Origin of the sequence: Glutamicibacter sp. NPDC087344, assembly GCF_044744225.1 — a bacterium.
Classification (GTDB): Bacteria; Actinomycetota; Actinomycetes; order Actinomycetales; family Micrococcaceae; genus Glutamicibacter.
The window spans coordinates 358775-371206 of record NZ_JBIUXY010000005.1 but is presented as its reverse complement, the minus strand read 5'-3'; the positions used below and the strand labels follow the sequence as shown (position 1 = coordinate 371206).

10 protein-coding genes and 2 riboswitches are annotated in these 12432 nt (G+C 60.2%); of the genes, 7 read left to right on the top strand and 3 right to left on the bottom strand.

The features are described from left to right. Positions 1–2: 2 nt before the first annotated feature. Positions 3–1019: an aliphatic sulfonate ABC transporter substrate-binding protein gene (locus ACIOWL_RS11745; RefSeq protein WP_400385013.1), complete on the bottom strand. Its 1017-nt coding sequence runs from the start codon at positions 1017–1019 to the stop codon at positions 3–5. Positions 1020–1106: 87 nt separating this feature from the next. Beyond that, positions 1107–1928, bottom strand: a complete 822-nt coding sequence (locus ACIOWL_RS11740) for an ABC transporter ATP-binding protein (protein ID WP_400385010.1) — start codon at positions 1926–1928, stop codon at positions 1107–1109. Positions 1929–1933: 5 nt separating this feature from the next. Then, a riboswitch (SAM riboswitch) is annotated at positions 1934–2035 on the bottom strand. A gap of 266 nt (positions 2036–2301) precedes the next feature. Next, positions 2302–2392, top strand: a riboswitch (SAM riboswitch). A 17-nt stretch (positions 2393–2409) separates the two neighbouring features. On the opposite strand from ACIOWL_RS11740, the gene ACIOWL_RS11735 reads away from it, so the two are divergent. Then, entirely contained in the window at positions 2410–3753 is a 1344-nt protein-coding gene (locus ACIOWL_RS11735) for an acyl-CoA dehydrogenase family protein (RefSeq protein WP_400385007.1), read from the top strand. 57 nt (positions 3754–3810) lie between these two features. Further along, entirely contained in the window at positions 3811–5229 is a 1419-nt protein-coding gene (locus tag ACIOWL_RS11730; RefSeq protein ID WP_400385004.1) for an LLM class flavin-dependent oxidoreductase, read from the top strand. A 210-nt stretch (positions 5230–5439) separates the two neighbouring features. Here the strand turns inward: ACIOWL_RS11730 and ACIOWL_RS11725 are convergent, their stop codons facing one another. Beyond that, positions 5440–6105, bottom strand: a complete 666-nt coding sequence (locus ACIOWL_RS11725) for a heme oxygenase (biliverdin-producing) (protein ID WP_400385001.1) — start codon at positions 6103–6105, stop codon at positions 5440–5442. A 409-nt stretch (positions 6106–6514) separates the two neighbouring features. Between ACIOWL_RS11725 and ACIOWL_RS11720 the strand changes: the two genes are divergently transcribed. The 5 genes from ACIOWL_RS11720 to ACIOWL_RS11700 are packed head-to-tail and all read left to right on the top strand — an operon-like array spanning position 6515 to position 12390. After that, entirely contained in the window at positions 6515–7621 is a 1107-nt protein-coding gene (locus tag ACIOWL_RS11720) for a hemin ABC transporter substrate-binding protein (protein WP_400384998.1), read from the top strand. Positions 7622–7680: 59 nt separating this feature from the next. After that, positions 7681–8751 (top strand): FecCD family ABC transporter permease, encoded by a 1071-nt coding sequence (locus ACIOWL_RS11715; RefSeq protein ID WP_400385130.1) that lies wholly within the window; start codon positions 7681–7683, stop codon positions 8749–8751. Next, the gene (locus ACIOWL_RS11710) at positions 8751–9566 is read left to right on the top strand and encodes a heme ABC transporter ATP-binding protein (protein ID WP_400384996.1); all 816 of its coding nucleotides are present in this window, start codon (positions 8751–8753) and stop codon (positions 9564–9566) included. Before ACIOWL_RS11715 ends, ACIOWL_RS11710 begins: the two co-directional genes overlap by 1 nt. Beyond that, positions 9563–11047: a hypothetical protein gene (locus ACIOWL_RS11705; RefSeq protein ID WP_400384994.1), complete on the top strand. Its 1485-nt coding sequence runs from the start codon at positions 9563–9565 to the stop codon at positions 11045–11047. Before ACIOWL_RS11710 ends, ACIOWL_RS11705 begins: the two co-directional genes overlap by 4 nt. Then, positions 11044–12390 (top strand): hypothetical protein, encoded by a 1347-nt coding sequence (locus tag ACIOWL_RS11700; protein WP_400384991.1) that lies wholly within the window; start codon positions 11044–11046, stop codon positions 12388–12390. Before ACIOWL_RS11705 ends, ACIOWL_RS11700 begins: the two co-directional genes overlap by 4 nt. The last annotated feature ends 42 nt before the right edge of the window (positions 12391–12432 follow it).

Here is a 12432-nt window from a genome sequence, read left to right as displayed (position 1 = left end):
GATTATTCTCCGGAGACGTTTTCGGCGTTGGCCTTGGCGGCGAACTGGTCGTCAACCAGGGTCTGAAGCGCCTCGTCAACGGATTTCTGCTCGGACACGTCGCCGCTGGCCACCAGGGTTGGTCCGATGTTGCGCAGCACCGTGGTGAAGGCTTCGCCCGGAACGGTGTCGACATCCAGGTTTGAACGCTCGCTGATCACGGTTTTGGCGACTGCGGTATCCAACCCTGCAACCTCGGCCAGGATGTCTGCGGTTTCATCCGGGTTTGCGACAGCCCATTCACGGGCCTTTTCATAGGAATCAACCACCAGCTGGGCCAGCTCCGGGCTCTCTTCAATGAAGTCCGCGCGGGCATTGAGGGCACCGTAGGTGTTGAAATCCAGGTTGCGGTAGACCAATTTGGCGCCGTCCTGCTCAGCGGCGGCCATGATCGGATCCAGGCCGGACCAGGCATCCACCGAACCATTGGCCAGGGCGGTGCGGCCATCCGCGTGCTGCACGTTTTGCAGCGTGATGTCCTTTTCGCTCAGCCCGGCCTCTTCCAAGGCCTGCAGCAGGAAGAAGTAGGGGTCGGTGCCCTTGGTCGCGGCGACCGACTTGCCCTTCAGGTCTGCCGGGCCGGTGATATCGGAATCCTCATTGACCACCAGCGCAGCCCACTCGGGCTGGGAGTACAGGGCGATGGTTTTGATGGGGGAGCCGTTTGAGCGAGCCAGCAGCGCCGCCGAGCCGGCGGTGGAACCGATCTGGACGGCATCCGCACGCAGTGCTTCGTTGGCCTTGTTGGAGCCGGCGGACTGGATCCATTCGATGCTGACGCCCTGTTCCTTGGCGGCTTCATCCAGCCAGCCCTTTTCCTTGAGTACCAGGCTCAGCGGGTTGTAGGTGGCGAAGTCGATGGACAGTGTTTTGCCGTCTGCGGCGGCGTTCTCGCCGGCGCAACCGGTCAGGGCCAGGGCGCCAACTGCCAGGGCGGTCAAGGTGAGGGCTGAGCGGCGGGTGAAACGGTGTGCGAACATCAATAATTCCTTGATTTGTGCGTGCGAGTGTAGCGGTTGTGCGAACACAACCGTGCAAAAAGAGTCAGTGCGGGGCGAACGCCCGGATTAATGGTTGGTGGGATCTACACCCAGCAACCCGAGCAGGTGCGCACGGTGCGCGATGAACTTTTCATCGCTGTGGCTGCGTGGGTGGGAGGCCGCCAATTTCAGATCCTCGATCACCGTGGCGCCCTGTTGTCCCTCGGGTCGTCCTAGGACAATCACGCGGTCCGCGAGGGTCAGCGCCTCGTCGACATCGTGGGTCACCATCAGCACGGTGGTGGGCAACGATGCATGGATGGACAGCAGCAGATCTTGCATTTTCAGCCGGGTCAGTGCATCCAGCGCTCCGAAGGGTTCATCCAGCAGCAGCACCCCGGGGCGGCGGGCCAAGGCCCGGGCCAGTGAAACTCGCTGCGCCATACCACCGGAAATTTCGCGTGGCCGCAGGTCCGCGGCCTGGGTCAGCCCGGTGAGTTCCAGCAGCTGGTTGATCAGTTCGGCACCATCGTGTTTGGCGGTTTTCGGTGCCAGGCCCAGCGCAATGTTTTCGCGAACCGAACGCCAGGGAAGCAGGCGCGGCTCCTGGAAGGCCACCGCGCACAGCTCGTTGATTCCGTTGACCTCGCGGGACCCGGTGAGCACCGCGCCACCCGTGGGATGGTCCAGGCCGGAGACCGAACGCAGCAGTGTTGACTTGCCGCAGCCGCTGGCGCCGAGGATTGCCACAACCTGTCCTGCCTCGATGTGCAGGTTGACCTCGCTGAGCACCAGACGCTGTTCCTTCTTGGTGGTGAAGGTGCGCGAGACATTGTGGAAGTCAACGGACAGCGCGCTGGATGTTCCGGTGGTAGCCGTTTGCTGAGGCAAGGCATAGGCAGTAGCCATGATCATCTCCATCGGTCCTGGCGGTAGCACCGGCCGTGAATCCGTGAATCCAACGGTGGTTGCTGCGGCGTCATAGAGCCAGATCTCTCGGCCGCTCGGGATGGTTACGTATCTATTACACGCATTCGAACGATTTTGATGCAAATCTTGCGTAACATGAAAATTCTTCGATCAACCGGCGAAAACTGTGAGAAATTTCGTTATTTATTTCATTGAATGCTGGTTTGATCGATTTTTTCGCCTCACGTGTGGCTCATCTTCGGCGGTTTGTCGCTATGGGCGTTAGCCGGGCTGGAGAGTTTGGGTCTTTTCCGCGACGAAATATGACTTCGGGGCTTGGATTAGCCCGAATATTACGGCTACAAATGATTACGACCCATCCAGAGCGGCCGAGAGATCTGGCTCGACGACGCCGCAGCAACCACCCACCCTAGGGACGGTGCTACCGCCAGGATCGATGGAAAGAATCGAGGACTTTTGTATGTCTTTTGGCGCACCCCAAAACGATTTTGAGGTGGACTTTAACGCGCTGAGCACGCCGGGGGCCGGTAATGCTCTGGAGCTGGATCAGTTCACCGAGGAACGCCCGACCCGTCAATTGCTGAAGGTGACGCCGGGTCCGGGAGCCGACGAGGACTACGAGCGTCTGGCAGCAATCTTCCGCCCGGTATTCGCGCACATCGCCTCCGGGGCCAAGGATCGGGACAGCAATCGCATCCTGCCCTTTGAACAGGTTGGACTGCTTAACCGAGACCGATTCGGCGCATTGCGGCTGCCGGTCTCGGAAGGCGGCCACGGCGCCCGGCTCAGCGACGTTTTTCGCCTGCTGATTGAACTTTCCGAGGCCGACTCCCACGTGGGGCAGCTCTGGCGGGCGCACATCGCATTTGTTGAAGACGTGCTGCGTTTGGAAGACCCGGAACTGCAAGCCAAGTGGTTCGCCCGCATTGCGGCGGGGCAGATTGTCGGCAACGCCTACACCGAAAAGGGCGGAAATGCGCTGGGCGCCCTGAACACCAAGGCAAGCCAGGTGGACGGCCGCTGGGTAGTCAACGGTGAAAAGTTCTACTGCACCGGAACCATCTTCGCGGACTGGACCACCGTCGCGGTGGCCCACCCCGAACGCCCGGGGCGGCAGATCGCCGTCGTTTCAACGCAGCACAGCGGGGTCAAGATCCTGGACGACTGGGATGGGTTCGGCCAGGGACTGACCGGCACCGGAACCACCGAATTCCACCAGGTTCCGGTGGACAGCTTCATGCCTGAAAACCCCAATGATCCCGAAGCCGCAATTTTCCAGCTGGTCCTCATGGCGGTGCAGGCAGGCATCGGCCGGGCGGCGCTGAACGATATGCGCAGCTCCGTCCAGTCGCGCACCCGCAGCTTCAGCACCGGCACCGGTGTTCCGGTGCACCGCGAACCGCAGGTCTTGCAGTTGGTGGGGGAGGTCTCCGCGGAGGTGTTCGCCGCGGATTCGGTGGTCATCGGCGCCGTCCTGGAGGTCGAATCGGCGTTGAATGATACGCACCTGAACGCCGAAGAGCGTTTTGCGGTGTGTGAACTCGCCGCCAACCGGGCGCAGACGATTGTGCAGCCGCTGGTCATCGGCGCCACCAGCAAACTTTTTGACGGTTTGGGCGCCTCCTCCACACGCAGCAGCTGCAATATGGACCGGCACTGGCGCAACGCCCGCACCATCGCCACCCACAACCCTGCCATCTACAAGGCCCGCATCGTGGGCGACTATGAGATCAACGGGGTTCAGCCCCAGCGGCTTTCGGTCACCGGCGAACTCGGCGGCCCATCCCAGGCCTACACCATCTAGCCGTCACGGCACACCCAACAAACTTCTACCGCAGAACTACGAATAAGGGGCACCACCATGAGTGAGAACCAGCCAACGAACCCGCAGCGTGAAATCCTCTTTAATGCCTTTGACATGAACTGTGTCGCCCACCAGTCCCCGGGGCTGTGGCGCCACCCGCAGGACAAGGCCGCGGACTACAAAACCATTGGCTACTGGACCCACCTGGCCAAGGTGCTGGAAAAGGGCAAGTTCGACGGGCTGTTCATCGCCGATGTGCTGGGCACCTACGACGTCTTCAACGGCACCAACGAGTCTCCGCTGCGCACCGGCGCCCAGGCTCCGGTGAATGATCCGTTCCTGCTGGTCTCTGCCATGGCGGCAGTCACCGAGAACCTCGGTTTCGGCGTGACCGCCGGCACCGCCTATGAACACCCCTACCCGTTCGCCCGCCGCCTGGCCACCTTGGACCACCTGACCAACGGCCGAGTCGGCTGGAATGTTGTCACCGGCTACCTGCCTTCGGCGGCCCGCAACATGGGCCAGGAAGACCAGATGGAGCACGACGAGCGTTACAACCACGCGGATGAGTACCTCGAGGTCATCTACAAGCTGCTCGAAGGTTCGTGGGAAGACGATGCGGTGCAGGCGGACAAGGAAACCGGGATCTACACCGACCCGGCCAAGGTGCACCCGATCAACCACGACGGCAAATACTTCAAGGTCCCGGGCATCGCCATCACCGAGCCGAGCACCCAGCGCACACCGGTCATCTACCAGGCTGGCACCTCGCCGCGCGGACTGAAATTCGCGGCCCAGAATGCAGAGGCTGTTTTTGTCACCAGCCCGACCCGCGAAATGCTCAAGTCGACCGTCACCAAGATCCGCGACCATGCAGAGGCCGCCGGTCGCGACCGTTACGACGTGAAGATCTTCGCCATGCAGACCATTGTGACCGCCGAGGATTCAGCAGCGGCCCAGGCAAAGTACGAGGACTACAAGTCCTACGCCGACATCGAGGGCGCGATGGTGCTGATTTCGGGCTGGATGGGTATCGACCTGTCGACCTTCGACCCGGATGACGTGATTGGCAACGACGTGAAGTCCAACGCCATCCAGTCTTCCGTGGCGACCTTCCAGAAGGCCAGCGGCGACGAGGGCAATCCGTGGACCATCCGCCAGCTTGCCGAGTGGGTTGGTGTGGGCGGTTTCGGTCCCATCACCGTGGGCTCGGGCGCGGAGGTTGCCGAGAAACTGATCGACTGGGTGGATTACACCGACGTTGACGGCTTCAACCTGGCCTACGCCATCACCCCGGGCACCTTCGAGGACATCGTGGAGTTCGTGGTCCCGGAGCTGCAGGCCCGCGGCGCCTACAAAACCGAGTACGCCGCCGGCTCGCTGCGCAACAAGCTGTTCGGCGCAGGCGACCACGTGAAGGACAACCATCGTGCAGCTCAGTTCCGCGTCTCGAACCGTGTGGCGTTGCAGCCCTAAGCATTCGCGTCGCTAAGCCTTTGGCGTGGCGAAAGCACCAAGAAGCCCCAGTTCACTTGTGTGAACTGGGGCTTCTTGGTGCTTTGATTCGGTGGCTGGACGTCCGTGGCCGGTTAGGGCAACACCCGAAGGACACCCCGAGTCGCTAAGCTGCGGCGCCAAGAGGGCTGGGCGCCAAACACGCCAACGTAGCCCGCACTCTGCGTCAGCTTAGGCGGCGGCGAGGTGCTCCTCTGAAGCCTGCAGCAGTTCCCCGAACATGGATTTGTTCCACTGGAATCCGCGTTTTGCTTCATCCAGCAAGGCTTCTGCGCGGGTTTCGTCCTGGCCGAAAGCATCCAGCTGCAGACGGTAGCCGTCTTTGTAGAGTTTTGGCTTCTCGATGTCTTCAAAATTCCACATATTCAGCGCTTCGGGCTGAATATCGTAGTGGCGCGCCACCAGCTTGCCAATAGCCAGGCCGCCGGACAGGTCGCCAAGGTAGCGCAGGTAGTGGTGGGCCACCAGCCGTGCTGGTTCGGCCGCTGCGGCATGAATGGCCGCAACATAGTTTTTGGTCGATTCAAGGGCCGCTGGCGCCTGATCGAAGCCATTGGCTGGGAGCAGGACCGCGAGGTCCTTCTCGATATTTGCCGAGCGCTCCAGTGCGAGGTTGAAGATCGGGGCCAGCTCAGGGTCGTTTGCCAGCTTGCGCACCTCCTCCTCCAGCGCCGCGTAAATGTAGCGGTACTGCGCGATCAACAGGGTGTAGTCGCGCGCGGAGCGTTCGCCGCCCATGAGCGTCGTGATGAACTTGCTGGACTCTGCCGACTGGTGGTCATCTTGCGTGACTTGTCGTAGCCGAGCGGAAAATTGTGATTGATCGATAACTGTCATGATCCCCATGGTCCTTAGATGCGAAGTGATTTCAAGGATTTGGTTAAGGCTACCCTAATGCTTTCGGGAGCATGAACCGTTTAGAAGTGTGACACAGGTCATGATTAGCATAACGCAATATGGTGGTCTTTTGGTGCGTTCACTTGGGGATTTTGGAAAGGTGCTGAAATATTTAGTTGACATGGCAATATTTCGACTTCAAGCTCTCACTTTTCGCGTGCTCGGAGATCAATAGGGTATGGGTTCATATGCGAATAAGTGCGCGTCGAGAGACTGAAAAAAAGATTTATTGCGATATGCATTAGTTCTTTAAGCTAGGATCTAGTGCTTAGGTGAACTTAACCTAAGTACACGGGACGCATGTGGGAATGCTGCCTGTGTGCTAAACACTCTCGCATCTAGGATTTCTGTGTCTCGCAAGCAAAATAACTCTGGCCGCTTGAAGCTGACTGCCCTGACCCTGGTGGGTCTGCTAGTCCTGACGGCGTGTGGAAGTGGCGATGCCAAGAACTCCGTTGACGGCAGCGGCAAGGCACTGTCCTCGGTTCAAATTCTTGACGATCCGAAATCCTATGAAGGACCTTCGACTGCCGTTCTCACCGGTGCAGACATTGATCCCGTAGCCAAACGACCAGAACCCAAACTGCCAGCAAGCATCGTTGATGCGCAGGACAACCAGGTCACCGTCACCGACATTTCGCGGATCTTGCCGATCGACCTGTACGGGACGTCCTCGCGAGTCGTTTTCGACCTCGGACTGGGCGACAACGTCATTGGCCGAGACACCTCGACCACCTTTGAAGAGGCCCAGGAGCTCCCGCTGGTAACCCAGAACGGGCACGAGTTGAACGCCGAAGCCATCTTGCAGCTCGCCCCCTCGGTGATCATCACCGACACCTCCTTGGGCCCATGGGACGTTATTGAGCAGATGCGCCAGGCCGGAATCCCGGTTGTTGTGCTGGATGCCGAACGCAGCCTGGAAACCTCCGCCGAAATGATCGAGCAGATCGCTACGGCACTGGGGGTGCCCGAAGAGGGCAAAAAACTGGCCGAACGTACCGAAGAAGAGATCGCCAAAATCACCGCGCAGATCTCTGACATCGCACCCGAGGGCGATCGACGCCTGCGCATGCTGATGCTCTACGCACGCGGCCAGTCCGGAATCTACTACATCTTCGGTGAGGGATCCGGTGCGGATTCACTGATCACCTCACTCGGCGGTATCGACGTGGCTGAAGAAATCGGTTGGAACGGAATGAAACCGATGACCGATGAAGCCATGATCAAGGCCGAACCGGACCTGATCATCATGATGACCAAGGGTTTGGAATCGGTTGGCGGAGTTGAGGGGATCGCGGACTCTGTTCCAGCCATTGAACTCACCCCGGCCGGCAAAAACCACCGAATTGTCGACATGGACGACTCAGCCTTGCTGAGCTTCGGCCCCAACTCCGCCGCGGTACTCGAAGCGATGTCGGTCGCGGTTTACGCGCCAGAAGCCGGGTCGCAGCCATGACCGCAACGCAGAACGCCCCGCTGCGCCTTGAAACCGCCGATGTGAAAATTGATGGCGGGATGCCGAATCCGGCAGAGTTCAAGGCAAACTCAAGCTCGCGCACACGAAACGTCTTGGTGCTCAGCGCACTGGGCATCGCGGTGATCGTGATGGCTCTGATCAGTGCCGGAGTCGGCCAGATGCAGATCAGCGTCTCAGAAATTCTTGCCAGCATCGCCCACCGAGTGGGGCTGGACTGGGGAACCCTTCCGGAACATCAGTTTGCCGAGCAAGCACTGTGGACGATCCGCTTCCCGCGTGTGGTGATGGCAATCATCGTTGGCGCAGCGTTGGCCGCCGGCGGTGTGCTGATGCAAGGTGTGTTCGGCAACCCGCTGGCCGAACCCAGCGTGGTGGGTGTTTCCTCGGGTGCCGCGGCATTCGCCTGCACCTCGATCGCTTTCGGCCTGAGCATCTTCGGCAACTGGACCACCATCATCGCCGCATTTGTTGGCGGGCTTTTGGCGACCGCGCTGGTGTATCTCACCGCGAGGCATGGCGGACGTACCGAAGTGGTGACCCTGGTGCTCACCGGTGTCGCCATCAACGCGATTGCCGGCGCATCGATTGCCTTGATGACCTTCCTGTCGGATACTTCGGCCCGCGAGGAAATTATCTTCTGGCAGCTCGGTTCGCTGAACGGCACCATGTGGAACAACGTGCTCAGCGCCGGTCCGATTACCTTGATCGGTATCGCCTTGGCCATGACCCAGACCCGAAAGCTGGACCTGCTTGCCTTGGGCGAACGCCCCGCACGACACCTCGGGGTGAACGTGGAGCGGTTGCGCAAGGAAGTGATTGTCATCGTGGCCTTCCTAACCTCTGCCGCCGTGGCCTTCGCCGGCGTGATTGGTTTTGTGGGACTGGTGGTACCGCACATCCTTCGTATGGCACTGGGCCCGGGACACCGATTGCTTTTGCCCGCGTCAATCCTTGGCGGAGCGTTGCTTCTGCTGATCGCCGACACCGTGGCGCGCACCCTGGTGCCGAATGCGGACCTGCCGATCGGCATGCTCACCGCCCTGGTGGGTGGCCCGTTCTTCTTCTGGCTGATTCGCCGCACCCGTCGCGGGGCTGGAGGCTGGTCCTGATGCCTCAGCCAATCATGCAGGTGATCAACGCCAGCCTGTCCTTGGGCGGTCGGCCGATTCTTGATTCGGTGAATCTGGAGCTCTACCCCGGTGAAGTGGTGGCCTTGGTCGGTCCCAATGGAGCCGGAAAATCCACCCTGCTCTCCGCACTGTGCGGTGATGAGCCACTCGAGTCGGGTCAAATTCTGCTTGATGGGCAAGATATTCGCCATCGCTCGGCTAAGGACCTGGCTCAGGTGCGAGCCGTGCAGACCCAAGAATCACGTGTGTCTTTTGCCTTCAACGGTGAAGACGTGATCCGTATGGGCCGTGCGCCATGGGCTGGAACGGAAGAAGAAGACCGGGATGAGGAAGTGATCGCCGCAGCGGTGGTAGCCACCGAATCCCAGTCACTCACTTCCCGCCCGGTGCAAACCCTCTCCGGTGGCGAGAAGGCACGGATTTCCTTCGGTAGGGCGCTGGCGCAGGAAACCAAGGTGTTGTTCCTTGACGAGCCGACCGCCGCCATGGATATTCGCCACCAAGAACAGCTGATGAGCACCGTACGATCACGGACTACCGCGGGAGTTACCGCGGTGGTTGTCCTGCATGATCTCTCCCTGGCTGCCGCATACGCAGACCGTGTGGTGTTGCTTGACGCCGGCCGAGTTGTTGCTTCAGGCAATGCCCAAGACGTGCTGACCGCAGAAAATCTGGAAAACGTCTACCGCTACCCGGTCAGCGTTTTTGAACATCCGGACCACGGAGGTTTGGTTATCATTCCACTGCGCTCCCACCTTAGTACCCAACGTTTCCGAGAAGGAGAACTGATATGAGCTCTCAGAGCGGAATAAACCAACGTGCGTTGGGACTGGGGCGTCGTCTCACAGGACTGCTGATCGCGTTAGCGGTTGCGCTGATGCTGAGTTTTGGGATTTTTGCGGCTCCTCCGGTTCACGCCGCGGGATCATTGAGCGTTACTTCCAGTGAAGGTTCGGGCAAAGCGTCCGCCAGTGGTGCAACCACTGTCACCGTCAAAGGCTCAGGCTTCCAATCGGTCAAAAACGGTTTTGGCGGCATCTATGTCGTTTTCGGCTACATTTCCAGCAGTTCCGGCTGGAAGCCCAGCAAGGGCGGCACCAGCGGGAAAGACTTCTTCTACATCGCCGACTCGCAAACCAAAAGCAACAAGGGATACCAGCGATTTGTCGCCTTCCCCGGTTCAAGCACCGCGGACAGCGCCAACGGCGGAACGATTGCCGCCAACGGAACCTTCAGCACCACCATGGTGATTCCGGGCCCGACTTTTAGCGCTGCCACGGCGTCGGGTGGAACCAAAAATATCGATTGCCGGGAAGTTACCTGCGGCATCATCACCTTTGGTGCCCACGGTGTGGTCAACGGTGCCAATGAAGCGTTCACGCCGGTGAGTTTCGGCGCCGCTTCCAGCGGTGCCCAGACGCAGAAAGAAACCACCAAGGACTCTTCGACCACGCAGAATTCGACCACTACCGCTCCGGCCCAGCAGGCGCCTGCCCAGGCCAACGGTGCGACCGGTACCGAGAACCAGCAGGGCACCCAGCAGTCAGGGGATGCCGCCCAGAACGGCGAGCAGACCACTGAACAGGGAACCACCGAACAGGGGACTACCGAGCAGTCAACCGGAGCAACCGGCCCACGCGAGGCAGTGACCAGCGGGGATCCCACCCTGGGCCTTGAACAGGGCACCGTGATTGCAGGGCGTTCCCTGGGATTCACCGGCCGCGGATTTGCCGCCGGTGAGCAGGTAGTCGCCACCTTGTCCTCGGGTTTGAGTGCTGCAGGTCCGGTCGTTGCCGGCGAATTCGGCGAAATCGCTGGAACCGTCCAGATTCCTGCAGACACCGTAGCCGGAACCCACAAGATCAAGTTGACCGGCGCCGGCTCCGGCACCTCGGTTGAAGCTGAATTCAGCGTGATGGCCGATGCGCAGGCACTGGCCAGCGCAACACCTGAGAATCAGCAGCCGATCCGCTGGGCCCTGATTGCGGTTGTTGTCGCTGGCGCGCTGCTGGTGGTTTTGATTATCAGCTCGCTGATCTCAGGGATCATGCAAAGCCGCCGCAAGGCCGCTGCGGCAACCGGTGCCGCGGCATCCGGTAAACGCAAGGTCAAGCGTCCCGTGCAGAAACGTCGGCGCCCGGCGAACCGCAAGCCACGTGTTGAAAAGACCATGGAGGCCAGCGCCGCCGTGCCGCAAGACCCGGACACGGACGATCATCTGGAGACCACTGCCCTTGACCGACTCGAACAGAGTTTTGACAAGGAGCGAGCATGAGTTTTCGGCGCAAGCTTCTTTCAGTGATGGCTGTGCCGGTCCTCGGCGCCAGCATGCTGTTGGCTCCGCAGCTGGCCGTCGCGGATACCGGTGGAAGCAAAGACATTGACCTGAAGGTCACCATCCCTCAGGCAGATGCCTTTGAAGTCAAGGATGCCCAGTTCCGCTGGGGCGTCAACGTTGAGTCCAACGCCGGCTCCTTCTCCGGAGATTGCAACTTCCTTTCCGCTGGTGTGGCGGCAGACGCGGGCGCGAGCAAGGTCTGGAAGCAGTCCGATGGTTTGTATAAGACCTCGGATGGGAATACCCGGATTGAGAAACCCAATGCAGCCGGCAAGTGGGCAGATGCATCATGGGAGAACAAGTGCCTTGATGCAAATGGCCGCAACGTTGGCACGCTGTTGACCGAAACGGGTACCGGGGCTCAGGTTGTGATCGACAAGGGTGTCGGCAAGGTGGACGCGGCGAAGGGCACCGCAGAAATTTCCTGGAAGGGCTCTTTCTCCCTGGTGTTCTACGGGGGACTGACGTACTGGTCTCTTTCTGACCCGGTGCTTAAGGTGTCCGGCGGCAAGGGTACCCTGACCGCAACGGCCAGTGGGTACGCCGCAGACCGCATCGACACCACCAAGTGGAACAAGCTGGAAAGTAAAACCATCGTGATGGCGGAGCTGCCCAAGGTCAGCCTCGGGAAAAACGGCATCGTGACAACTCCTGCCTATAAGGGAGTCGAAATTGACGGTGTTGAGCCAGCCCAGTCGCGTGAGCAGTCCTGGTGGGGTTCGTTCCCCGAAGACTGGGTGGAATACAACCAGTCAACAGGTCAGGGCTCGTACTGGTACTCATCCGGTGGTGCGGCCGACGTGCGCAAGGTGGCAACCGACGTGTATATCAACTACACACAGGAGAATTCGGTGATCGCTACACCGATTCCGCCAAAAACGTCCACCGAGGAGGAGTCCGCCGACGAGGATCACACTGACGGCGGAACCGGTGCGGTGACGCAGGATCCAGAGAATTCCGGAGGCACGAACAACGTGACCCCCGGGGCAGCCAGCGCCGGTTCGCCGGTACAACAGCTGGTGCAACAAGCGCTCGAATCGGTTTTGCCGGCGAGTGCAGTACTACCAGGGGTGGGAACAACTCTCCTCGAACCAATGGCTTTGACGACCAGTGCGATCAACTGGGTGGGGAAGTCACTTATTCCAGAAGCCCTAGAACGCGTCAAGGATTATAAGGAACCATTGTTGTGGTCCCTGGCGGGTTTGCTGGCGTTGGGCAGCGTGGCATGGGTTGGATTCCGCCACGGCTGGCTCGTCTGGCCCTTCTCCTCGAAAAAGTAAGGGTCAGCAACTAACCGATCCGGGAACAAAAACGTTTCCGGG